17 protein-coding genes are annotated in these 25,849 nt (G+C 32.0%); 9 read left to right on the top strand and 8 right to left on the bottom strand.

What is annotated here, in order from left to right:
• Positions 1-22: 22 nt before the first annotated feature.
• Positions 23-2,095 carry a beta-N-acetylhexosaminidase gene (locus MW871_RS03325; protein WP_248427551.1) on the top strand — a complete coding sequence of 691 codons (2,073 nt, stop codon included), beginning with the start codon at positions 23-25 and terminating at the stop codon, positions 2,093-2,095.
• 150 nt (positions 2,096-2,245) lie between these two features.
• Here the strand turns inward: MW871_RS03325 and MW871_RS03320 are convergent, their stop codons facing one another.
• Entirely contained in the window at positions 2,246-2,962 is a 717-nt protein-coding gene (locus tag MW871_RS03320; RefSeq protein ID WP_188050389.1) for an ion transporter, read from the bottom strand.
• Between the two features lie 273 nt (positions 2,963-3,235).
• Here MW871_RS03320 and MW871_RS03315 point away from each other — a divergent pair, with 273 nt between their 5' ends.
• On the top strand, positions 3,236-4,855 hold the full coding sequence (locus MW871_RS03315; RefSeq protein ID WP_188050390.1) for an ABC-F family ATP-binding cassette domain-containing protein: 1,620 nt from the start codon (positions 3,236-3,238) through the stop codon (positions 4,853-4,855).
• 193 nt (positions 4,856-5,048) lie between these two features.
• Here MW871_RS03315 and tamL read toward each other — a convergent pair whose 3' ends face one another.
• From tamL to scpC, 3 genes are all read right to left on the bottom strand, one after another.
• On the bottom strand, positions 5,049-7,343 hold the full coding sequence (gene tamL / locus MW871_RS03310; protein ID WP_248427550.1) for a translocation and assembly module lipoprotein TamL: 2,295 nt from the start codon (positions 7,341-7,343) through the stop codon (positions 5,049-5,051).
• Positions 7,336-12,339 (bottom strand): translocation/assembly module TamB domain-containing protein, encoded by a 5,004-nt coding sequence (locus MW871_RS03305; RefSeq protein WP_282454593.1) that lies wholly within the window; start codon positions 12,337-12,339, stop codon positions 7,336-7,338. Before MW871_RS03305 ends, tamL begins: the two co-directional genes overlap by 8 nt.
• Before the next feature lie 492 nt (positions 12,340-12,831).
• Positions 12,832-14,325 (bottom strand): succinyl-CoA:acetate CoA-transferase ScpC, encoded by a 1,494-nt coding sequence (scpC, locus tag MW871_RS03300; protein ID WP_248427548.1) that lies wholly within the window; start codon positions 14,323-14,325, stop codon positions 12,832-12,834.
• 157 nt (positions 14,326-14,482) lie between these two features.
• Between scpC and MW871_RS03295 the strand changes: the two genes are divergently transcribed.
• The 4 genes from MW871_RS03295 to MW871_RS03280 all read left to right on the top strand — a co-directional run bounded on the left by MW871_RS03295 (position 14,483) and on the right by MW871_RS03280 (position 19,472).
• Positions 14,483-15,313 (top strand): AraC family transcriptional regulator, encoded by an 831-nt coding sequence (locus tag MW871_RS03295; RefSeq protein ID WP_188050394.1) that lies wholly within the window; start codon positions 14,483-14,485, stop codon positions 15,311-15,313.
• Positions 15,314-15,423: 110 nt separating this feature from the next.
• Positions 15,424-16,794, top strand: coding sequence for a TolC family protein (locus MW871_RS03290; protein WP_248427547.1), 1,371 nt, complete (start codon positions 15,424-15,426; stop codon positions 16,792-16,794).
• A 37-nt stretch (positions 16,795-16,831) separates the two neighbouring features.
• A complete protein-coding gene (locus MW871_RS03285; RefSeq protein ID WP_248427546.1) occupies positions 16,832-17,884 on the top strand; it encodes an HlyD family secretion protein in 1,053 nt (350 codons plus the stop codon).
• A 4-nt stretch (positions 17,885-17,888) separates the two neighbouring features.
• On the top strand, positions 17,889-19,472 hold the full coding sequence (locus tag MW871_RS03280; RefSeq protein WP_248427545.1) for an MFS transporter: 1,584 nt from the start codon (positions 17,889-17,891) through the stop codon (positions 19,470-19,472).
• Between the two features lie 159 nt (positions 19,473-19,631).
• Here the strand turns inward: MW871_RS03280 and MW871_RS03275 are convergent, their stop codons facing one another.
• The 3 genes from MW871_RS03275 to MW871_RS03265 form a co-directional block, all read right to left on the bottom strand.
• Positions 19,632-20,069 (bottom strand): acyl-CoA thioesterase, encoded by a 438-nt coding sequence (locus MW871_RS03275; protein WP_248427544.1) that lies wholly within the window; start codon positions 20,067-20,069, stop codon positions 19,632-19,634.
• A gap of 87 nt (positions 20,070-20,156) precedes the next feature.
• Positions 20,157-20,546 carry a DUF1398 domain-containing protein gene (locus tag MW871_RS03270; protein ID WP_248427543.1) on the bottom strand — a complete coding sequence of 130 codons (390 nt, stop codon included), beginning with the start codon at positions 20,544-20,546 and terminating at the stop codon, positions 20,157-20,159.
• A 111-nt stretch (positions 20,547-20,657) separates the two neighbouring features.
• Positions 20,658-20,990, bottom strand: coding sequence for a hypothetical protein (locus tag MW871_RS03265; RefSeq protein WP_248427542.1), 333 nt, complete (start codon positions 20,988-20,990; stop codon positions 20,658-20,660).
• A 287-nt stretch (positions 20,991-21,277) separates the two neighbouring features.
• Here MW871_RS03265 and dnaK point away from each other — a divergent pair, with 287 nt between their 5' ends.
• Complete coding sequence (gene dnaK, locus MW871_RS03260) at positions 21,278-23,164, top strand: molecular chaperone DnaK (protein ID WP_188050401.1); 1,887 nt, start codon at positions 21,278-21,280, stop codon at positions 23,162-23,164.
• A gap of 97 nt (positions 23,165-23,261) precedes the next feature.
• On the opposite strand, the gene MW871_RS03255 is transcribed toward dnaK, so the two are convergent.
• On the bottom strand, positions 23,262-24,155 hold the full coding sequence (locus MW871_RS03255) for a Brp/Blh family beta-carotene 15,15'-dioxygenase (protein WP_248427541.1): 894 nt from the start codon (positions 24,153-24,155) through the stop codon (positions 23,262-23,264).
• A 109-nt stretch (positions 24,156-24,264) separates the two neighbouring features.
• On the opposite strand from MW871_RS03255, the gene MW871_RS03250 reads away from it, so the two are divergent.
• Positions 24,265-24,990 (top strand): bacteriorhodopsin-like, encoded by a 726-nt coding sequence (locus tag MW871_RS03250; RefSeq protein WP_188050403.1) that lies wholly within the window; start codon positions 24,265-24,267, stop codon positions 24,988-24,990.
• A 127-nt stretch (positions 24,991-25,117) separates the two neighbouring features.
• The gene (locus MW871_RS03245) at positions 25,118-25,723 is read left to right on the top strand and encodes a hypothetical protein (RefSeq protein WP_248427540.1); all 606 of its coding nucleotides are present in this window, start codon (positions 25,118-25,120) and stop codon (positions 25,721-25,723) included.
• Positions 25,724-25,849: the final 126 nt, after the last annotated feature.

Genomic DNA, 25,849 nt, shown 5'->3' with positions numbered 1-25,849 from the left:
CATTTAATTTAGTTCCTACAATATGAAATACTCCCTAATCTTACTATTGGTAGCTTTTGTATCGAATGCTCAAATAAAAAAAGAGCAATTAGATTTGATGCCTTGGCCCAAAAATATAAATTTGACTGATGGTACTTTTACAATTAACAAAAATTTCAAAGTAAATATTACAGGCAATCCCAATCCTAGAATTTTTGTTGGTGTAACTCGTTTTTTAAGAAGATTGGATGGAAGAACCGGATTGTTTTTTCAGCAAGATTTTATAACCAAAATAAATCAAGAACCTTCGGCAGAATTACAAATAAATTGTGTTCAAAGCGGAAAAATAGAATTATATGAAGATGAAAGTTATCAGTTAGAAATACAATCGGATAAGATCATTATTAATGCAACTTCAGATCTTGGTGCACTTCATGGTTTAGAAACATTATTACAACTGTTGCAAAACAATAGTACTTCTTATTATTTTCCAACAGTAAAAATTACAGATTTACCAAGATTTACTTGGCGTGGACTTATGATTGATGTGGCAAGACATTTTCAGCCAGTTGATGTAATTAAAAGAAATTTGGATGCAATGGCAGCCGTAAAAATGAATGTTTTTCACTGGCATTTAACAGACGATCAAGGTTGGAGAATACAGCTAAAAAAACATCCAAAATTAACGGAATTGGCATCAGACGGATTGTTTTACACTCAGGAAGAAATCAGAAGTATTGTGAAATATGCTGATCAAAGAGGAATTCTTGTAGTCCCAGAAATTGATGTACCAGGACATGCTTCGGCTATCTTGACAGCCTATCCCGAAATGGGAAGTAAAGTCCTTCCTTTTTCTAATGCAAATGCAGAGAAGAAACAAGGATTGTTGTCCTTATCAAATTATTCAATCGAAAGAAATGCAGGTATTTTTAATCCAACATTAGATCCCTCAAATCCTAAAACCTATCAGTTTTTGAGTGAAGTTTTTGATGAGGTTTGTCCTTTATTTCCTGGCGCTTATTTTCATATTGGTGGAGACGAAAATGAAGGAAAAGATTGGGATTCAAATCCTAAAATTCAGGAATTTAAAAAGAAAAATAAATTAGTAACTAATCACGATCTTCAAACCTACTTTACCATGCAGTTAGTTCCGATGCTTAAAAAATATAAAAAACAATTGATGGGTTGGGAAGAGATCATGACAAAAGATATGTCTAAAAATGCTATTATTCATTCCTGGAAAGGTCCAAATGAAGGAATCCCAGTAGGAGAATCGGTTGCAAATGCAGCTAAAAATGGCTATAAAACGGTATTGTCAAACGGGTATTATATCGATTTAATGCAGAGTATAAATGATCATTATTTGAATGATCCAATTCCTCAAAATAGCAATCTTACACCTGAAGAAAAAGCAAAAATATTAGGTGGAGAGGCGACTATGTGGACAGAACTTGCGACACCATTGACGTTAGATTCTAGAATTTGGCCAAGAACGGCAGCCATTGCAGAAAGATTATGGTCTAATGCAGACGTAAATGATTTGCAAAGTATGCACAAGAGAATTAAAACAGTATCTTTTAGATTAGAAGAGCTTGGCATTACGCACCTTAGAAATAAAGAAGTGATTTTAAGAAATATTAGCAAAAATCGAGATATAACAGCTATTCAAGATTTTTCAAATCTGTGTGAACCATTAAAAATTTATTCCAGAAATGCAGGAGGAACAGAATACCAAACCTATTCACCTCTAACTTTGTTTGCCGATGCTTGTACTCCAGATGCCTCAGCAGCTTTAGATTTTGATGCCGCCGTTTCTCTTTATTTAGCAGATAAGAATAAGAATAATGCGGTTTTGGTTAGCAGTTTTTTGAAAAAATGGATTCAAATCAATAAAGATTTAGTTCAAATAAGTTATAATGCTCCTCAGGTACAACCTATTTTACCGTTGTCAAAAAGTTTAAGCGATGTATCGGAACAACTTTTGTTGGTTATGGAGAAGAATCAAGTAGCTAATTCTGATTTATTAAATCAATTATTAAAACAATGCAATTCTAAAGAGCATGCAGATGTAGAATTAGCGGTTTATGCTAGTTTGAAAAAGTTAATATGTTCATAGAATCTAATAATATTTGACGTATTTGAATTAGTTAGATTTAATTTGGTTTTGGTTTAACTGAAGATGGCCTTTTTTAATATGTCAATTGGATGACCTGGTATTTTTTATCAGGTTTTTTCTGTTAGTAAAAATACGACGCAATAATTGTTTTTATTCTTCTTTTTCCTCTAAAGTTCTCGCTTTTGTTAATGCTGTAGCTACTAATCCTGCTGGAATTGTAACAATACCCACACCAATTATAAGTACAAAAAAAGTAAAGATTTTACCACCTAAAGTGATTGGATAAACATCACCATATCCGACTGTAGTTAAGGTTACGATCGACCACCATAAACTATGAAATAAGGAGCTAAACACTTTGGGTTGCGCTTCGTTTTCAAAAAAGTAAATCCCTGATGATGTTAGAAATACTAAAATTAAGGTAATCATAAAAAATAGCACTAATTCCTCTTTTATGATAGTGAATGCCCTGCTGAACCTATTTAGTGCCTTATTGTATCGAACTAATTTGAAAGCCCTAAATATTCGAAATATTCTAAAAGCTCGTAAAGCTTTTAAGTTGAAAGTGGCACTTAGATAAAAAGGAAGAATCGATAATATATCTACAATTCCATAAAAACTAAAAATATATTTTAGAGGTTTTTCAGCAACATAAATTCGCAGTAGATATTCAATGCTAAAAATCACAATACTGATCAATTCTATAGTTGCAAGTATTTTTTTAGTTTGTAAAGAATTGTCTGGTAAGGTTTCTATAGAAAAAGCGACTAAAGAAATTAAGATTAAGATTTGAATAAAATAGTCAAAAATTCTTCCTTTTCTGGTTGTATTGTCTTCGATTATCAAACGTAATTTATTTCTCTTCATTTTTTTATTCTTTAAAAAGATTCTTTTCCAGCAAACTGTTTTACTAAAAAAATGGAATGCCAAGGTATAAAAAACATTTTATTTGGTTTTTGAACTAGAAAACGAGTGGTAAAAAAAAGAAGTATTTTAAAATCCAGAAGTACTGATTAGTAAAAGTTTTTCGGGATTGCACGCTTTAAAAGGTCTATTAGCAAATCACTAATGCGTGTTTTAAAATGGTTAAAAATCAGTATTTTTTTCGTACTTTTGCCAAAATTTTATAAAAAGATATTCATGTTAACAGTTAATAATTTATCAGTTCAGTTTGGCAAAAGAATTTTGTTTGACGAAGTAAATACAACCTTCACTCACGGTAATATCTATGGTGTTATTGGAGCAAACGGTGCTGGAAAATCTACTTTTCTTAAAATAATTGCCGGTGAAATGGATCCTACTTCAGGACATATTCATTTAGAACCAGGAAAACGGATGTCGGTTTTAAACCAAAACCACAATATGTTTGACGAAAGTACGGTTCTTGAAACGGTAATGATGGGGAATAAAACCCTTTACGCTATCAAAAAAGAAATGGATGCTTTATATCTTGATTACGATGATAAAAATGCAGATAGAATAGGGGAGTTGCAAGTGCAATTTGAGGAAATGAATGGATGGAATGCGGATTCAGATGCAGCATCTATGCTATCCAATCTTGGAATTACAGAGGAGCATCATTATACGTTAATGGGCGATTTAGAGGGGAAAATAAAAGTACGTGTACTTTTGGCACAAGCTTTATTTGGAAATCCAGATTTGCTTATTATGGATGAGCCTACCAATGACCTGGATTTTGAAACCATTGCTTGGTTAGAAAATTTCTTAGCAAATTATGAAAATACAGTAATTGTAGTTTCTCACGATAGACACTTCTTGGATTCGGTTTGTACACACATTTCGGATATTGATTTTAGTAAAATAAATCACTATTCTGGAAATTACACATTTTGGTATGAGTCAAGCCAATTAGCGGCAAAACAAAGAGCGCAACAAAACAAGAAAGCAGAAGAAAAGAAACAAGAATTAGAAGAATTTATTCGTCGTTTTAGTGCGAATGTAGCCAAATCAAAACAAGCTACTTCCCGTAAAAAAATGATTAGTAAGTTGAATATATCCGAGATTAAACCATCAAGTCGTCGTTATCCAGCAATCATTTTTGATCAAGAGCGTGAGGCAGGAGATCAAATTTTGAATGTTCAAAACTTAAGTGCTTCTATAGAAGGAGATGTTTTGTTTAAAGGAGTCGACTTAAATATGGCAAAAGGAGATAAGATTGTTCTTTTCTCTAAAGATTCCCGTGCTACGACTGCATTTTATGAAATCTTAAACGGAAACAAAACAGCAGATTCAGGTACTTTTGATTGGGGAGTTACTACAAACCAAGCGTATTTACCGGTAGAAAATCATTCTTTTTTTGAAAGTGATTATACTTTAGTAGATTGGTTGCGTCAATGGGTAAAAACAGAAGAAGAGCGCGATGAGGTTAACATTCGTAGTTTTCTAGGTAAAATGATTTTCTCTGGAGAAGAAGCTTTAAAAACCTGTAGAGTTTTGTCAGGAGGAGAAAAAGTGCGTTGTATGTTGTCTCGTATGATGATGGAAAGAGCGAATGTATTAATGTTGGATGAGCCTACGAATCACTTAGATCTAGAGTCTATTACTGCTTTTAATAACTCTTTGAAAAACTTTAAGGGTTCTGTGATTTTTACTACTCATGATCACGAATTCTCTCAAACGGTTGCTAATAGAGTTATCGAATTAACACCAAACGGAGCCATTGATAGATATATGACTTTTGATGATTATCTTGATGATGAAAAAGTTCAAGAATTAAGAGTTAAAATGTATACAGTATAAAAAGATACTTTATAATAAGTCAAAAAAAATCTCCTGAATTTCAGGAGGTTTTTTTTTGTGCTTTTGTTAGTGTCGCCTCATCAAAAAGTTATAAAAAGTATTTGTGTCTTTGTGCCTTCGTGGCCATCGCATTATAAATTAACTTAATTGGTAGTATGTTTTTTTATGTAGTTTAAATAATAATTCAACTTAATTAAAAAGGATAACCAATAGCTAAATTGAATATCAGATTTTCTTTTCTCCAAGAACCGCTACCAAAATCTACTTTATCCAATACCCAGCGATTGCCTTCTGATAAATAGGGTTTGCGAATTGGGAATGCCAAGTCGGTTCTTAATACTAAAAATGAGAAGTCAAAACGCAGTCCAACTCCAGCTCCAACTGCTAATTCGCTAATAAATTTTTTTGAAAATTTAGCTCCAGGTTTATCTGCGTTTTCATTTAGTAACCAAATATTTCCAGCATCTATGAATAATGCTCCTTTTACCAAACCATATATTTTAGCTCGGTATTCCGTATTCAATTCTAATTTTATATCTCCAGATTGATCTGGTAAAAATGTGTTCGTAGCCGTAGTAGATCCATCAAATGTTCCCGGACCTATAGAACGAGCTCTAAAAGCGCGTAAGCTATTGGTACCACCAATAAAAAATTGTTTTATAAATGGCATTTCTGTTGAGTTTCCATACGCATAACCAGCGCCTACAATAATCCTACTAGCTATTTGAGAATCGGGACCTAATTTATAATAATGTCTAAAATCATTTTCAATTTTTATAAATTGACTAAAAGGAACATTAAAAATGTTAATCGTATTTCCCTTTTTAGTGTCGGCACCAGTAGCTAATCCTGTAATATTTCCTGCTAAATCGACTGTTCCTTTATAGTAAAAAGTGTTTTTCTTTCTTTTTTGTACTGTGTTCGTATAAGTATAGGAATAGGTTGGCCCAAAAATTAATTGTTTATCAATTACTTTTTGTAAGGATTGATTGGCTTGAATTTGATCCAAATACAATGCAGTTACGTTCCGTGGACTAGCATAAGTGATTTCCGTTAGATTTAATAAGTGTTCTTTTCTTTCACTTTCTTTCCATAAGTAACCAAAAGAACCTTTAAAAGTCTGTAAGGAATATAATTTAGTTCTGTTTTGATATTCGTATCCTAAGGTTAGTTTCGTTTTTGGTACAAATCCACTTGGAGAATGAAATCTAAAAGGAGCCACTAATCTAGGCCATATTAAATTGGCTTCTGATCCAAAACGATAAACATTAAAACCGTTATTTTGTCCCGATACTTGTACTTCAAGACCTCCAAATGCTGAAATAGTGAGTAATTCTGCACCACCAATCGCATTTCTATTACTCCAATTTAAGTTTAATTCCGTTCCAGTATAATTGGCTGAATTAGTTTTTGCTAACAATTCTAAACGTAAAGACTTTTTAGGTAATGGCGTAAGAAAATAATAAGCATCTAAGTAGTTTCCGATAGTATCAGAAACCTTAAACTGATTTTTTACAAATTTAAATGTTCCTAAGTTTACTAAACGATTTAAAGACAAATTATGATCGGTGCGATTGTATAAATCTCCTTTTGAAAAATTTAAAGTACGATCAAAAACTCGAGGTTTGAACATTTTTGTCGAGTCTATAATGGTAATATCATTGTATTTAACAATAGAGTTTTTATTGTCTATCAGACTATCAACGCCAATAGAGTAATTTGGATAAACAATGATTTTATTAATTTGATAAGGCGTTTCAGCCATCTTAGGTGTTGCTTCTTTTATTTTTACGATAAGGTCTACCTGATGATCTGCTACGGTACTATCTACTTGAACTAATAAATAATCAGGATTAAAGTAAAAGAATCCTTTTTCTTTTAATCGTCCGTCAATACGAGCTCTTTCCTCTTTTATAACATCAAGATTAAATGCTTGATCTTTCTTTAAGAGACTTCTTTTAGAGGTCTTTCTTACGGCTGTTGCTAATACTGATGAGTCAGTTGGAAATTTAACTTCGTTGATCTTATATTGTCTTGCAGGCTTTACGGTGTATTCTGCTGTTGCTTTTTTTCCTCTTCGAGTAGAGTCGGCACTTGTTTTTGCATTAAAGTAGCCATTGTTTTCTGAGAAGTTTTGTAAAACACTTTTGTTGTATTCAAGATCTACTTGACTATACAATACGGGCGGTTCTCCCACTTTATTTTTTAACCAATAACGAAAACCTTTATCTTTTTTCGTTTCACCAGCAATATTGTAAATGTATAATTTAGGTCTTAATCCTAATATTTTTGCATTAGGTTTTGGCCGAACGAGTTCTTGTAATTTGCTTTTTAATGCTTTTCTTTCTTTCTTACTCACTTCTTTTCCCTCGACTTTTACTGTAGCTCCAGTATATAGTAAATCTCCTTCTGACAAGAAACGAGTGTTACTACAAGATGAAACGAGTACAATTAAAAAAAAGGTATATATAAAAGGATACTTATTCATTTGATTTTTTTTTCGATTCCTCTTTGTTTTTTTTTGCAACTTTTTTCGATTCACTTTTCGAAAATAATTCTTTGAATTTATTATAATCCATCGTTATTATAAAAGCAATACCCGTTTCTACTACTTCTCCTTGAAGTGCCACTTGATATTTATTAACTCGATAGGCTCTCATTTTATACCTTCCGTCTTTCGTTAGTTGATAATCTATAGAAATATCACCTGCTATATTGTTTGCATTCTGATTGGTTTGCTGTGGGCCTTCGATTCCAAAACTACTACCTACAGTAACTTTTAGACGGTCATTTAATAGTTTTTTAGAGACACCAACATTCAAATCTGTTTTGTTTTCTCGCTGTCCTGTGGTATAATCATCAGAACTGTCTATATCAAAATTAAGTTCAACACCTTCAATTAAGTCACCAGCTAAATTATTAAGTTGTTGTGATAAAATTTTACTCGCACTTTCACGTGCCAAAGAGGAAACGTTGGTACCACCAGTTTCACTCGCAAATGGATTTTCTCCAATAAAACGATTTAAAAGTAGCAAGGCAAAAACTTGCTTGTTCATTTCATCAGGTTGCTGACGCAATTGTGTTAATTTAGCTTGAGTAGTATTTATAATTTCTGTAGAAACGCTATTGTTTCCTTCTGGTAAAACGACATCAAAGGAAATGTTTGGTTTCATTAACTCTCCTGTCATTTTTAAATTCGTTTCAAAAGGAATTTTTTGCTTGTAAGTATTTCTAACTTCATTTGTTATTGCACCAAGTTGGTCGCTCACTAAATCTATTGGAGCAGCTTCAGTTTTATAGATAGCCGTTATGTTTATATCAGCCATGGTTGGCTCGCCAGTCCAGAGAATATAACTTCCTTCTTTAATATCAAATTTTCTCTTAATAGCGTTAAAACTCATTTCGTAACTTCCTTGGGATAATTCATATCTACCAGTCAGCGTAGTTTTTCCAGAAGGGTCAATACCACCATTAAGTTGTGCTTCTCCTTTTAATTTTAAGAAATCTCCATTTGCTTTATCAATAACCATTGATAGTTCTGCATCTTTATCAATTTCGATGTTTACAGACGCATTTATACCTTTAATATCCATTTCACTACTGACATCGGATAAAGCCAATTTTTGAACTATTTTAGGTTTATCTTGATCTATAAATTCTATAATTCCTTCTCTATCCGCTATAGACGGATCAGATTGTGGTAATACTACTGTAAATTTGGTGTCTTTATTAATCTTGATAGTTCCTTCTACAATCGGATTATCAAGTGTTCCTGTTACTTTTAGATGGTTGTCCATAAAAAGGGCACCATAATACAAATCGTTGTCTTTTGCCTTTGAATTAACTGCTTGGAAATTATCAGCATCTACAGTTAAATTGAAACCAAAATTACTAAAATTACTACTGTTTATTTTTCCGTTCACTACTAAGTCATTATCATTTTGATCCTTAACAGTAAAATCATTGAAAATAATGGCATCGCTTGTAAATCTAATTTTATCATTTATAGATTTAAATGTGGCGTTGAGGGCAGTTGCTTTAAAGCCAACATCATTAAATTTTAACTCTCCAAGAATCAAAGGTTGTTTTGTATTACCTGTGATTTTAAAGTTTCCGTTCAAGAATCCAGTACTCTCCGCTAGGTTATCTAATGTAAATCCTTGAATACTTTTTAAATTCAATTTTTCAATATTCAGATCCATATCAAAACTTGCCTCAGTGGCTTTATAAAATCCTTCCAGATTTAATTGATTGCCTTGCCCCGTTATGGCAATTTTTGCATCGTATCGATTGGCAATGTTATTATTGACTTTTATACTAATTGTACCAATTGTATCGTTTTTGAATGCAAAATTTTCAATATTTAAATCAGAAGTGAAAAGCGGACTTTTATCTAAATTTTTAACTTCTGCATTTCCATTAATTGTACCTCTGAATTGTAAATCTTTTTTCTCGATGAAACTAGTGATGGTGCTAATTTCAAAATCCTTAAAATTGACCGCAATAGGAGCATTGGGAACATTCGTTTCTGATTGTATTTTTATGGTGCTTCCGGCTTTACTCAAATCAAATTGTCCAACATAAATGCCTTTGTCTCCAAAACGAATTACATTTTCGGGTGCAATGGACCATCCGTCGTAATTTAGCACTAATTTACTCGGATCAAGACTAACTTCATTGCTACCATCTATACTTTTTAAAGTTCCAGCAATTAAATAGCGTTCTACTTCTTTTAAATCTTTTACCTGCAAAGTATAACCTACGCTATTTTTCTCTACTACTCCAGAAATACTAGTGTAAGGCAATTGAAATTGTTTGTTTTGTATATCATCGATGACTACATTATATACTAAGGATTTGTCTTTTGTTTCTACTTTTAAAACAGCATTAGTAATCGTATTTTCTCCATAAATAAGTTTAGGAATTGCACCATTAATAACAATGGAATCATTAACTGAATTGTATTTTCCTTTAATAATTATGGGTTCTAAACTTTTTAAATTTGGAATTAACTTGTATAAAATTGGATCATCTTTTACATTCACTTTAAAAGTAAATTGCTGCTTCTCAACTACTGTTTTTTTAGATTTAGGATTTGCATCATAATATTTTGCAATAGAATTACTGAGCGCTTTACCTATTTTAGAAAAACTATATTTCCCATCTACATCTGCAACTAAAAAAGGAGATTTTATAGATAATATATTTTTCTCAGCTGTTGATTTTGCAATAATATTTATAGAATCAATAGCAAATTCTTCTTTTGCATCAACAACACTGATGCTGTGTGCGTAAACAGATCCGTTTAAATAATCTAAATTTGCCGACTGAATATCAGCGTCTATTGCGCCTCTTATTTTTAATGGTCCAGCATGAAGATTTAGTTTTTCTAAATCCGCAATATCTACATTCAACTTTAATTTTGCAACAGGATATTTATCTTTAAAACTTCCATTACTCACTAAGTCAAAGGTTAGATTAGGATCATTTGCTGAGGCAACTGCATTAAATTTTCCGTTGGTAATTGCACCTTTTAAAATAAGGTTTGTATAAGTGTATTTATTATAATAGGCTTTTATAATATTCCCGTTTAATGATGCTGTGGCGGTTTTGGGATCAAAACCTGTTCCCTTAATGTTAGCTTTTAGCGTAACTTTTCCAACTGAATCATTTTTGATTAATTTACCCAAATCAAAATTAATTAATTCAGTTTGTGCATTATATCGTTCGTATTTTTTTCTGCTTTGATCAAAAGAGGCATTTATTTTGGCATTACCAAAACTACTTGTCAAATTCATTTTTGTACTAAAGTTAGCGATCATTCCTTTAAAGGTTCCTTTTGCGCTAAATTTAGAGGGCAATTGTATAGAGTTCGGAATTGTCCCTTTTGGTAAAAAACTAAGAAAATCTTTCTGTGTTGAATTTAATTCTTTAATGTCTAAATCGAAAACAGTTTTATTAATATCGGGCAAACCAACAATGCTTCCGCTGGCTATCAAATTGGTGTTCCCAAATCCGCTGATGTTAATACCAGGAAATTCTAAATTTTTTAGTTTTCCGTTAATGACACCATCAATTAACAAAATTGCATCTTGATTACTATTAAAGGGACTCGTATTTGCCAAAGTAGGAGCGAAGAGCAAAATATCTTTGATGCCTAACTTACTTTTCTTAAGATTGGCATTTAGTCCTAATTCTCCAGGATTTTTTGCTAAAGAAGCTATTGATGGATATCCTATTCTAATTTCATTTTTTAATTCGGTTTGGGGAGTTTTTAAATATAATTTCTTAAAAAAAGCATTCTTATTACCATAGAAAAATTCTGTGGTCATAGCTTGTATGTTTAAACCGCTTTTATCCTTTACCGTTAATGAATTTACCGTTCCCGAAATATTTTCAGGGTTGTAATTTAAGGCTTTAGCTTTTAAATTAAGATTGGTAATATTTAAGTGATTGTAGTCAATTCCTTTTTGAGTTGCAGCAACACTATTTTTGTCAAAACGAAAATTAATTTTTTCTAATTCTGTTGTATTTACTTTTATTTGCCAGTTATTGGAATCATCATTTGATGCTGGTTTTTTAGATTCTATTTTGTCTGATTTATCAATAGATAGATTTCCTTTTAGTCCTTTTATATCCAAACGTTCCACTATAGCAAATTGATTATTGAGATCCATTTTATCAATTTTTGCAAGCAGTTTTTTCAAATAAAAAGTAGTAGCTAATTTGGTCTCTTCACTTTTATAATCAAAGTCAATCTTAGCCAAATCAATTTCACCTAATTTTAATTTTAGCAATGATTCTGGCTCATTATTTACAGTAGCTTTTTTAGTTTTTTTGGATGCGTCAGCAATACCTTGCTGCAATTTTAATTTTAAACCATTGATTTTAGCTTTAGGAATTTCAAAATTCATTTGGGCTAAATCAAAAGTCTTAATCTTTGTTTGAAAATAAGTCAGATTTACATCTATATTATTCTTGGTAATTTGATCATTATACTTCAAACGGATACGATCTAATTCTATTTCGGCTACAGAAAATTCCATAGGAGGAGAATCACTTTTTGGCTTATCAGGAGAAGTAAATGCTTTTATAATGTAGTCAAAGTTAAAAACAGATTTCGAATCTCTTTTTAAATTAGCTGTAATTCCTTCTAAATGAACAGAGTTGATTTCTACTTTATTATTTAGTAATTGAAATAAACTGATATCGACTGCTAGTTTTTCTCCAGCAAGAAGCGTGTCTTTTTTCTGATCTTCAAAATAAACGCCCTCCAAAATGATTTTTTTAGGCAAACCAATTTCGATCCTATTTATCTGAACCTTAGTTTTAATTTTTTCCTGCAGGTAGGTAACCGCTTTATTTTTTGCTAAATTTTGTATAGAAGGAATCTGAAGTGCGATAACCAATAGAAGGAATAATAGAATAATAGATCCTATTATCCAAAGCAAAATTTTGAGACTTTTCTTTAAATATTTTTTCAATCGAGGCAATTTTTTGGTTAAAAATAGCAAAATTAAATCAGAATTACAATTTCATCGCTAAACGCACTAGTTGGTAAAGATCAAAAATTAGCGGTACAACTCTTTATAAAATTTACGATTAAAATTATAAAATTTAGGGTTTCTTACTTTCTAATGTTAATACTAAAGTGTATTTGTTGAACTGAAATTTAATAAAAAAAGTAGTTGTCTAATATGATAAAGTCTTTTGGAATCATTTACATTATAGGGGAGTATAACCACTCAATTTAAACTTGTTTTCCGTTTCTACTTCTGTAAGGTTGTTTAAAATTGTTATGTAATTCTATTTGAAATTCCTCAAACGATTTAAGTAATAGTAAAGCGATAAATAATTTATTAGTTTTAATAAAAACCTAAGTACAAAAACATGATTTAGGTAGGTATAAAAAAACTACAACTTTTAAGGTTGTAGTTTTTGGTAACAAATGGAAAAAAAGGGAATTATATTCAGGTTTACTTCTTCATACTTCCTGTTTCAATAAATCGTAAGTTAAGTTTAAATGCTTCTTCCAGAAGGTGAGGAGTATGACCGCCACGCGCACAAGCACGGTTAAAATAATCTAATAATTCCTCTTTGTATTCGGGATGTACACAGTTTTCAATGATGACTTTGGCTCTTTCTCTCGGAGCAAGTCCTCTTAAATCAGCGACTCCTTGTTCTGTTATCAAAATATCGACATCATGTTCCGTATGATCCACATGCGAAACCATGGGTAATACATGAGAAATAATATTCCCTTCTTTAGAAGAAGATTGAGTAACAAATATGCTCAAATACCCATTTCTTGCAAAATCTCCCGAACCGCCAATTCCGTTCATCATTTTTGTTCCAGAAATATGTGTGGAATTTACATTTCCATAAATGTCAAATTCAATGGCTGTATTAATTGCAATGACGCCTAGTCTTCGGATTACTTCTGCTGAATTGCTAATGGTTTGTGGTCGAAGCACTATTTTGTCTTTATAAAAATCGAAATTTTCAAGAATATTTTTATAACAATTTTCAGAAACTGTAATTGAAGAGGCCGAAGCAAAACTCATTTTTCCGCTGTCAATAAGTTCAAAAGTGCTGTCTTGCAATACTTCTGAATACATTACTAGATTTTCAAAATTGCTTTTGGCAAATCCAGACATTACTGCATTAGCGACTTTTCCAATTCCGGCTTGCAAGGGCATTAGTGAATTGGTTAAACGGCCTTCTTTAATTTCATTTTCAAAAAATTCTAACAAATGATTAGCAATAGCAGCCGTTTTTGGATCTCTTTCGGTTGGTTTTGCAGGACTGTCTAAAATTTCAGTAAAAACAATTCCAACCACTTTTTTGGGATCAATACTAATGAAATCTTGACCAATTCGGCTATCTGTAGCAGTGATGTTTAAAACAGCTCTATTGGGATATGATTTTGAAGTGTAAACATCATGAATTCCTTTAAATTCTAAAGGAATAGAAGTGTTTATTTCGATGATTATTTTATCTGCCAAATGCGCAAATGTGGCGGAGTTTCCAACAGAAGTTGTTGGGATAACATTTCCGTTTTCATCAATATAAGTGGCTTCAATTACCGCAATGTCAATTTTAGGAAGGTGTTTGTTTTCTAATAATTCAGCGGTTTCACTTAAATGTTGATCGATATATAAAATGGTACCTTCATTTATTTTTTTTCTCAAACTTGCATCAGATTGAAAAGGCATTCTTTTATATAAAGCATTATTGTTAGCTAAATCAGTATCGGTAGTTTGACCTAAAGAAGCGCCCGTAATCAATGTGATTGCAATCGTTTCCGATTTTGCCCTTTCTGCAAAAGCTGGTAAAACGGCTTTACTATCACCTGCTTTTGTAAATCCGCTGGTTCCAACAGTCATTTTATCTTTAAAATAAAGAGCGGCTTGCTGCGCAGAAATAACTTTGTCTTTGTAACTTTGAAATCTGATTCTGTCCAATTGCATAATTTGTTTTTATTTTGAAATAAAACACCTAAAAAATGATGTTTCCTTAATGAATGAATTGTTTTTTTAAATATCATTTATAGGTAGTGCAATTTTAGCAAAAAATGAAATTGGATAAATATCGTAGGAAGCCATAAAAATATTCATTTCAGCCAGTATGGAAGAGCAAACGATTTTAGCCGAAAAATATTACACGAGAGAGGTTGATACTGATAAAAAAAGTATTTATTGTCATCATGATTTAATGGGAGAACTGATGATTCCCACTCATAAACATGAAAAAGGCCAAATGCTGTATGCAGAAGGCGGAATAGTTTATGTTACCACCGAGGCTAAAACTTATTTTCTTCCGGCCCGACACTTTATTTGGATTCCTGCTGGAATTGCGCACAGCATTCAACCCAATTCTCAAAGCGTAATGATGCGTAATTTGTATTTTCCGGTGGAAATGAATGAAGATTCCTTTTATGGAACCGAAGGGATTTACCCCATCAATGATTTATTGTTGCAAATGATGCTTTTCACGAATCGATGGAATGGAAATCTAAAAAAAGGAAGTCGTAATTATAGTATCGCCCTTGCTATAAAAGCTATTTTACCCGAAATCTGCTTGACCAATTTGCCTTTATCACTGCCTTTTCCAAAGGATACTCGGCTGATTAAAATTATTGATTACTTAGATAAAAACTTAGGCGACACAATACTTTTTTCTGATTTAGCGGATCGATTCGGATTTAGCGAACGCTCCTTATACCGCTTATTTCAAAAGGATTTAGGAATGTCTTTTATCCAATATTTCACAATTCGAAGAATTTTAAAAGCGATTGAATTATTGCTTGAAAAAAAACTTTCGGTAAATGAAGTGGCGCAAGCAGTTGGTTATAATAGCGTACCTACCTTTAGTAATACCTTTTTCAAAACTTTAGGGCAACGACCTTCGGATTATTTAAACGGAGTGGAGATTTTAAAAAAGAACAATTATAGTTAGCAGTAATTTTTTCTTTATTTTATTTTGTCTGAAATGAATAAATATATGACTTTTGTTGATTTTACCACATGAAATAGAGTAGATACCTTTGCGGTAAATACTTTTATATTATGTTTCTCATAAAGTGGGTTTCTTCAAACCAATCGAGATTTAATTTTCTTCGAGTTCTCTTGTTAGCATTCCTTTTTTTTCAAGTTCCAATAGGAGCACATGCGCAGCAACCAAAAGTCATTACTTTGAATGAAGCAATCCAAATTGCAAAAGTGAATAATAGGACAATACAAAAATCCCATATTTTAAAGGAAATTTCGGAAACTGGAATTAAAGAGGCCAAAAATCTTCGTTTACCAGAAATTGGTTTTAATGCCATGTATTCTAGATTGTCTGATGTGACTTTGTGGGAAGGTGGTGGTTTTACTAAACAAATAGTGGTCGCTCCAGAACCTGGAAATACAATTTATGATGTGGTTACAAAGTTTGATATGCCACTTTATGAAGGAGGTAAAATCAAAAATGAAATCAAAAAATCACACCAAGAAAATGAAATTGCTGAACTACATGTGGAGAAAACAGAGAACGATGTTCAATTAGAGGTTACCGCTACTTTTTTGGGAATTTACAAAATGATGGAGCTCCAAAAAATAATTGAGGAAAGTATTAAGGAAGAAGAAGAACGATTGAAGGAAGTGAAAGCATTTAAAAGTCACGGAATCGTCACCAAAAATGAAGTCCTTCGTGCTGAATTACAACTTTCTGACCGCGAGTTAAGTTCTTTGACCAATAAAAAAAATATCAGAATTGCTCTTCAGGATTTAAAGACACTATTGCAGTTGCCCGAAGAGGAGGACATTAGAATTGATTCAACAAGCTTGATCGATATGATACCTGTCATGAAACAGTATGATTTTTATTTTAAGGAAACGATGCAAAACGAAGAAATGCGTATTGCAAGCAGAGAAATTGATGTCAAAAAAACAGAGTTGAAAATGGTAAAAGCAAATGCTTTGCCCAGGCTAGCCTTCTTTGGAAATTATAATTTACGCTATCCGATGTATTTGACTTTTAGTCTAGATATGCCATTTATGTACACAATTGGGCAGGTAGGGATTGAGGCTTCTTATGATATTTCAAATTTATATAAGAATAAAGCCAAAGTACAAATCGCTAATTTGAAAGTAGAATTGCAAAAAAATGAATCTGAGATAGTGAAAAATGAGATGACCGATAAAGTCTTTCGAAATCACACACAGTATCAGGAAATACTAGATAAACTGAAAGTTACTGATAAAGCTTTGGTTTTAGCCCAAGAGAATTATCGTATTGTAAAAGCAAAATACCTCAATCAGTTGGTTTTAATCACCGAAATGGTCGATGCCGATAATGCATTGCTTCAGGCAAAATTCAATAAAATTTCTACGAAAATAGATGGTGCTATGAAACAATATGAATTGCTTCATACCGCTGGAATACTTAATAAATAACAATCAAAGTTTACAATAATTTTAGTTTCATTTCTATATGATAATAGCAGAAAATAAGTCAAGAGCCCATAAATCGTTTAGCAAATTAATCACTGTTGTTGCCAGTATTCTGGTTTTCAGCGGAATTATTTTAGGTATTTGGTTCTATATTTTTAATAAAAACCATGAGGAAACTAATGACGCTCAGGTTGATCAATATGTGACGCCTATTATGGCAAGAATAACAGGTTATGTTCAGGAAGTACGTTATAATGAAAATCAGTTTGTTCATAAAGGCGATACTTTGATTGTAATCGATAACAAGGAATATACATCTCATTTGAATATGGCTTTGGCGGATGTTGAAAATGCAAAAAGTAACGTTATCGCTATAGAAAAAAATGTGGAGACAACTGCTAATACGACTTCCGTTAGGCAATCTCAATTGGTGGCTGCTAAAACCCAAGTTTGGAAAACAAAATTGGAATACAATCGATATCAATCTTTATTAAAAGAAGATGCCGCAACAGAACAGCAAGTAGAAAAGGTAAAAGCGGATTATGAATTGGCCAAAGCGCATTATGAAGAAATAGCAAACACCATTCAGTCGGCGGTATTAAATACCTCAGAAGCTTGGGCTAAAATACCAACTGCTCAAACCGTAATTCAGTCAAAACAAGCCGTTGCTGACAACGCTGATTTGTTTCTTTCTTTTACCGTAATTACAGCTCCTTATGATGGTTGGGTGGGAAAAAAAATGATTCAGCCGGGACAAATGATAAAGGAAGGACAGACTTTGGTTTCTATAGTTAGCAAGGAAAAATGGATTACGGCTAATTTTAAGGAAACGCAGTTGCAATATTTATCTGTTGGACAGGAAGTTGAAATGAGTGCCGATGCCGTAAATGGTAGAAAATTTATCGGAATCATCGAGTCTTTATCACCAGCAAGTGGAGCTCGTTTCTCGTTATTGCCGCCCGATAATGCAACAGGTAACTTTATTAAAATTGAACAAAGAATTCCGGTTAGAATAAAATTGAAAGAAAATGATCAACAAACTGATTTTCTTAGAGCAGGAATGAATATGGTGGTTGTAGCTGAACATAAATAATCAGATGTCAAATACAAAGGTCTTTAAATCTTGGGTTCCCAATTGGGCCATAATCGCTATAATATTTTTCTGTCTGTTGCATTCGATGGTTTTGTTGGGAGTTTATACTTCCAATGTTACGTACGCTGCCAGTTTTTTAGATGTGGAGCCAGAAGATTTGCAGTTTTCAATGATTGTTACATACGCTACTTTTTTGACCACTATTTTGGTCGAAAGCAGATTGTTTAAGTTTTTCCCGACCAAAAAATATTTCCTGACAATTTACGGCCTGTCTGCAATAACATTCATATTAACGGCTTATATCGAAAATTTTTCGTTATTTATTATTTTGAGAATAGCCGAAGGAATATTGATGGCATTGCCTTGTGTAGCCTTAAGACAATTTCTGATTTCAAGATTCAAGTCAAAACATGCATTAATTATTGGTTTTACCCTTAATTATAGCGCTTTGTTTCTGGCGACACCTTTTATAATGAATATTGCAGTTTGGCTTCTTGAAAATTACGATTGGAAATACATGGCGTATGGTTCGGCATTGTTTCAAATCGTCTGTGTGGGCTTGGTTATGCTTACATTTGAGAGTCATCGTTTTCACAGAAAAATCCCGTTATATCAGATAGATTGGTCAAGTTTTATTTTTTTGCTCACTTCCCTTTTGTCTGGAGCTTATTTCTTTGTTTATGGCGAAAAAAAGTATTGGTTTGAATCCGATCAAATTATAATCGCACTTATAGTTTCGTTACTAACTGGTGGGCTTTTTGTGCTGAGGCAAATGCTGATCAAACGACCTACTTTTGATATGGGAGTATTTCGCTATGCCAATTTACGCAACGGATTATTCATATCGGTTTTTTTTTATATCGCCAGAGCGACTCTGAATATTTGCCATAGCACGATGTTCACCGTTTGGAATTGGGAGCCTTCGAGAGTGGCGCATGTGCAATATTTAAATTTAATTGGTAATGTAATAGGGATGGTTTTGGCGGGAGTATTTCTGGCAAAATCAGTGTCCTCAAAGTATATGTTTATTATCGGATTTTCACTTTTTGCAGTATTTCATCTGTGGTTTACCTTTCTTTTTGTGCCAGATGTTTCGTTGTCTGATATTGCTATTCCGTATATGTTGCAAGGAGTTGCGGTTGGAATTATATTCGTACCATTAGTCTTGTTTACAGTAGCTGCTGTACCTACACATTATGGACCATTTGCAGGAATTGTTGGAGTTGCAGGACGTTTTTGGGGAAGTATTTTAGGTTTTGCTATTATTCAAAATGCTGGAGTGTTTTTACAAAAAAATCATTATTCGAAATTGAGTCAATTTGTTTTGCCTGAAAGTCCAGAAACCCAAATGCGTGTAGCGCAAATCACCCAAAGTTTTATTGCCAAAGGATATTCTTCTGATAACGCTAATAAATTAGCAATTAAGCAAATTGTGAGTTCTATATCTAAACAATCGGTTTTATTGTCAAATATGGAAATTTTTACTTTTATGGGTTACGCCATGCTTGTTATCGTTGCTTTATTGTTGATGAATCAGCATCTGAAACAAACCTTTGATATTTTTAGAAATAGGATTTGGGGGAATTAGAACAATATTTATTTGTAGTATTGCTGCTATTTTGGTTTTCAAAAAATATTTTCTTGTAAAGATTATAACAATGTGCGATAAATAAAAAAGACTCGAAATTTGAAGTTTTTTAGATTTTAATCTGTAAAATTCTCCAAATTTCGAATCATATTTTGCTATTTAAAGCTGCATAAAATCTTCGCTTTTTGGGAAATGACTAATCGCTTGAACAGCTATTTCTGGGGTTGGATCGGCTATTTTGCGTAATTGGGTGTCCATCCAAGCACCATCTACGGTTATTACTGCACATAGTTTATTTTCTTCATTGAGGAATTCATGCACAATAGACCATCGGGAAGCGTCGGGTTTCATTTTAGAAACTTTTGTTTGCATTACAATCTTGTCAGAAAGTTTAATTTCTTTTCTAAAAATGCATTCTTCTCTAAATAAGATAGGACCAAAATGATTTTGTTGTAATATTTTCATCGTCAATCCTAGACTTTCCAAAATTTCAATACGATGTTGTGCTCCAAAATCATAATAAGCACTGTGACGAACATGAAAATTAGGGTCTAAATCGGACCAACGCAAGGATAATTGTTTACTAAATGATGTCATTGTTTTTTATTTAATTGCTGTTATTTGATATTAAAAAAAAAAATACAAAAGTAAAATTAGCTATTAAAAATTTAAATTATGTACAAATTAAACTGGAATTTTTTCGATTATAATGGGAGCATCTAAAATATCAAAATAGGTACAAGTCATTTCAAGAAGGGCAACGCGCGATTTTGCAATACCACATTGTGCCGCTTGTTCGCAAAAAGTATAATAATCGGTTTGGCCGTCTTGATGTAATACTAAAAATTCTATAAAGCGTTCCTTATTTACATTTGGTGCAATCTTTAATGTCGGATATTTTTCGGTAGTACTCACAGAAAAATTATCAACACCATAATACGATACTCGACCGTCATTTATAAAAGTGTCATATCCTTGTACTCCCAATTGTATTACTTCTTTTATGTAATTTGAAAAATCAGCAGCTGTTTGTACTTTATCATGTGCTTCTTTAATTTGTTCTAGTGTAAACATACTTTTTGTTTCTAAAGGATTTATTGTAAAGAATTACAAAAGTATTGGTTTTATTTAACAACAAGTATCTAATAAATACTAATTTCTGGACTTGCAATATAAACTTAATGTTTAATAATTGTGATATGCCATTTGCATAATTACTCCTATTGTTATAAAAAGTAATATCATAAAAAGTAATATTAATGAGGAGGATCGAGGAGATTTTATAATAGCAATGTTATCTTTGTAGAAATCCATAACGACACCATTTGCACCATAACCTAGAATTATTTTACAAGGTACTTTGCGATCTTCTTCCATTATGGTAAAAAGGTGCGTTGCGCCAGTGATTGATTTCTTTTCGGAAACGGTTTCTCCATTCAATCGTATGGTCTCTCGCCCTAAATAAGAATTAAAAATTTCTATTTTATTAGTTCCTAACTGTATTGTTGAAAATTTCATATCTTTTTTTTCAAACATAGGAATTTAATTATAAAAAAAGCCAATCCATTTCTAATTTGATTAGTTAAATTGAGATTGATTGTGGTGTCTATGTAAGGATAGAGTTCCGCTACAACTATTAAATTCCACCTCTGTCAGTCAGTCTAAAATGTCATCTTGTCATATTTATTATTATTAATTTTAACATAAACTGACAATTTATAAGTGTCATTTGTATTGGCACAAAGATTGACTTAAAGACTCCGAGTGAATAAAACTAATATACAATAAAATTAAATATATTAAAAATGGGTAAAATAATCGGAATTGATTTAGGTACGACAAACTCTTGTGTTTCTGTAATGGAAGGTAATGAAGCAGTTGTTATTCCTAATGCAGAAGGAAAAAGAACAACACCATCTATCATCGCTTTTGTTGAAGGTGGAGAAATTAAAGTAGGAGATCCTGCTAAGAGACAAGCGGTAACTAATCCAACTAAGACTATTGCTTCTATCAAACGTTTTATGGGTCATTCTTTTAGCGAAGTTTCTGCTGAAGCAAAAAGAGTTTCTTACAAATTAGTAAAAGGAGACAACAATACACCACGTGTTGATATTGATGGTCGTCTTTATACTGCACAAGAATTGTCAGCAATGACACTTCAAAAAATGAAAAAAACTGCTGAAGACTATTTAGGTCAAACAGTTACTGAAGCAGTTATTACTGTTCCTGCTTACTTTAATGATGCACAACGTCAAGCGACTAAAGAAGCTGGTGAAATTGCAGGTCTTAAAGTAATGCGTATCATCAACGAGCCTACTGCTGCGGCATTAGCTTACGGATTAGATAAAAAAGGAAAAGATCAAAAAATTGCTGTTTACGATTTAGGTGGAGGTACATTTGATATTTCTGTTCTTGAATTAGGAGACGGAGTTTTTGAAGTATTGTCTACAAACGGAGATACTCACTTAGGTGGAGATGATTTTGACCACGAAATTATTGACTGGTTAGCGAATGACTTCTTGAAAGAAGAAGGTATTGACTTACGTCTTGATCCAATGTCATTACAACGTTTAAAAGAAGCTGCTGAGAAAGCTAAAATTGAATTGTCATCTTCTGCTGAAACTGAAATCAACTTACCTTACGTAACTGCTACAGCTTCAGGACCAAAACACTTAGTTAAAAAATTAACTAGATCTCAATTTGAAAAATTAACAGATGCTTTAGTAAAACGTTCTATGGAACCAGTTGCTAAATCATTGAAGGATGCAGGTTTAACTGTAGCTGATATTGACGAAGTTATTCTTGTTGGAGGTTCTACTCGTATGCCAAGAATCGCTGAAGAAGTGGAAAAATTCTTTGGTAAAAAAGCGTCTAAAGGAGTTAACCCTGATGAAGTTGTTGCAATTGGAGCAGCTATTCAAGGTGGAGTTCTTTCTGGAGATGTAAAAGATGTATTGTTACTTGACGTTACACCTTTATCTTTAGGTATCGAAACTATGGGTGGAGTTATGACTACATTAATTGAGTCTAACACTACTATTCCAACTAAAAAATCTCAAGTTTTCTCTACAGCTGCAGATTCTCAACCAACTGTTGAACTACACGTTCTTCAAGGAGCTAGAGCAATGGCTGCTGATAACAAAACGATTGGTCGTTTTAACTTAGACGGTATTCCACCAGCACCAAGAGGAGTTCCTCAAATTGAAGTAACTTTTGATATTGATGCTAATGGTATCATCAAAGTTTCTGCAACTGATAAAGGAACTGGAAAATCTCATGATATTCGTATCGAAGCTTCTTCTGGATTAACTTCTGAAGAAATCGAAAGAATGAAACAAGATGCTGAAGCTAACGCTGAATCTGACAAAATCGCAAGATCTAGAGCAGAAAAATTGAACGAAGCTGATGGAATGATCTTCCAAACTGAAACTCAATTAAAAGAACTTGGTTCTAAATTAGCTGATGATCATAAAGTTGCTGTAGAATATGCATTAACTGAATTGAGAATGGCTCACCAATCTCAAGATATTGATGCAATCCAAACAGCTTTAGATAATATCAATGCAGCTTGGAAAACAGCTACTGAGGCAATGTATGCTAAAGGAGAACAAGGTCAACAAGAAGCTGCTCCACAAGGAGAAGCGACTCAAGGAGACAATGTTGAAGACGTTGAATTCGAAGAAGTAAAATAATAAATTATTGTAAAGACTCGATGTATTTATCGAGTCTTTGCTTTTTTTATAAAAGAAAACCGTTCACTTTAAGTGAACGGTTTTTTTTTGCATTTTTTTAAACTTTTTCTTTTCTTTTAAACATTTTGTTAATCACTATGGTATGAGGAAATGTTATTGCTGCTAAAAAAGAAAAAAACAGCGCATTGAATAATTCTTCTTCTTGATACCTATAGTAAATTAGAGCAATTCCTATTATTGATATTAACCAATATACTCCAGCAGATTTGCAGTAATTAAAAAAGTTTGGAAAGGTAAAGGATTTATTCAAAAACTTAATTTGATCTATTATGGAAGGTATGCTGTGCCAGAGAACGAAGTATATGGCAAATCCCCAAATTAAGCTAGAAGACTTAAATAAAATTGCGAACACAAATAAAAAAAATAATTCTAAGATTATTTTTTTTCTAATCTTCTCTATTTTCCAGCAAAAGTAACTACTTATTATAAGGAATAACACAATCGAAGCTTGAAGAGTGTATAATAGTAATTCTTTTGGAATAATGAAATGAGTGATTGTTTTGATGATATCTTTTACTTGATTACTATGAAAATTAAAAAGCAAGAGTAATACAATCATACCATATAAAGATTGATATACAACAACTAATGTTTTAGGAAAAAGAGAATTCAATTTTTGCCATTGTTGTTCTCCAAAATGATTCGCGCTGACTATTATAAAAAGTAAAAGAGCAAACTGCGGAATAATGTAAAAAAGTAATATTCCAGCTAAAACAATTATTACATAATATGTAAAGATTTTTAGCCAAGAATTAGATTTATTTTGTTCAATTATATTCTTAATTAGTAATAAATCATTGGCTCCGTGAAGTATTCCGAATGAAAATATGAATAGAAAACCCATAAATATCTGATTTTTAGTAGATAAAAAGGAATCCATCCATAAAGCAAAAAAGCTTGCTACGATTGCAATGTTTTTATAATTTTTCATTGGTATTAATTATTGTTTAAAAATAGTTAAAAATAGTTAAACAAAAAGATAAATTATTGTTTAACTTTTATTAACTTTGAGTAAACAAAAACCATTTAAATTTTTACTTATGACAAACTTTATGTTTATTTCAGCATTGGTTGGTAAGTTATCACCAACAGATTATGTAGGTTTTACGTTCTTTGTAGGCTGTATGGCTATGATGGCTGCATCAGCATTTTTCTTTCTATCTTTAAGTCAGTTCGACAGAAAATGGCGTACCTCCGTTTTAGTTTCGGGATTGATTACTTTTATCGCAGCAGTGCATTACTTTTACATGCGAGATTATTGGGCTTCTTTTGGGGAATCGCCTACTTTCTTTCGCTACGTTGATTGGGTATTAACAGTGCCGTTAATGTGTTTAGAATTTTACCTTATCTTAAAAGTAGCAGGAGCAAAACAGTCCTTGTTATGGAAAATGATTATTTACTCAATTGTAATGTTAGTTACAGGTTACTTTGGTGAAGTAGTTTTTACTGATAGTGCAGCACTTTGGGGCTTTATTTCGGGTCTTGCTTATTTTGCTATAGTATATGAAATTTGGTTGGGAGAAGCATCAAAACTAGCTGCAGCAGCTGGAGGAGAGATTCAAAAAGCACACAAAATCTTATGTTGGTTTGTTCTAGTAGGATGGTCTATTTATCCTTTAGGATACATGATGGGAACAACAGGATGGTACAACGGATTTATACCAGCAGGAAATATTGATGTAGTATATAACATTGCAGATGCCATTAATAAAATTGGATTTGGTTTAGTTATTTACAGTTTAGCAGTTAAGTACCAAAAGGATTAATTTTTTTGTTTGTTTATATTTAATTGTAAAACCAGGCTATTTATAGTCTGGTTTTTTTTATTTCAACTTTTTAATAATTATCATACTATTCTTCTTAATTTTGTTGAAAATTCTTAGCTCCCTTATAATGTATAAAATTAGCGTATTGCTTATTCTTTGTCTTTCATTTAATATCAATTATAGTCAAAAAAAGAAAAGCTCCAAAAAAATTACTGGTGTTACTTTAGCAAAAATTGATAATATTAGAGCGGAAGTATCTAATAATAATTTTTATCTGCTGATTGTTAATAAAGAGGTGAGTAACGATACCATTCAATTGAAAAAGATTCCAGATCCTAAATTGCTTTTAGAATGCAAAATTACTCCATTCACTGCAAAAGGAATTAAATTGTATAATTTAAGTTGGCTGGAAAGTAGTTCAATAATTAGTCCTTCAAAAACGGAAGAGTCTTCTTCTATTAACAATGAAATATTTGATGTATTTTCAAAAGAGATTTTAATTTCCAATGTTCAGTCTGTTATTAAAATTAAAGAAACAAATTTTGTAGATAAAGATCAGAGTGCTACTCAAACGATTCAAAAAGTACGAAATGCAGGATTTATGCTGAATGTTACTAATGAAGGAGATATAATTTTAAAAAACAAAACACAGGAAAACAAATTGACGTATAACTTAACAGATAAAAAGTTTGAAAATGTTTCTAATGTCATACCTAAAAAGAAAAAAAAATAACGTTGCTGTTTTTTAATCTTAATTAAAAAATAGCAATATTTTATTCTTATTTATAAAATAAAAACCCGACTTATTGTTATAATAAGTCGGGTTTTATTTTACATTTTATTTTATAAAAAAGTATTT

The organism is Flavobacterium pygoscelis (assembly GCF_023162025.1).
Lineage (GTDB): Bacteria > Bacteroidota > Bacteroidia > Flavobacteriales > Flavobacteriaceae > Flavobacterium > Flavobacterium pygoscelis.
The sequence above is the reverse complement of the archived record's forward strand: the minus strand, read 5'-3'. Positions and strand labels throughout refer to the sequence as shown.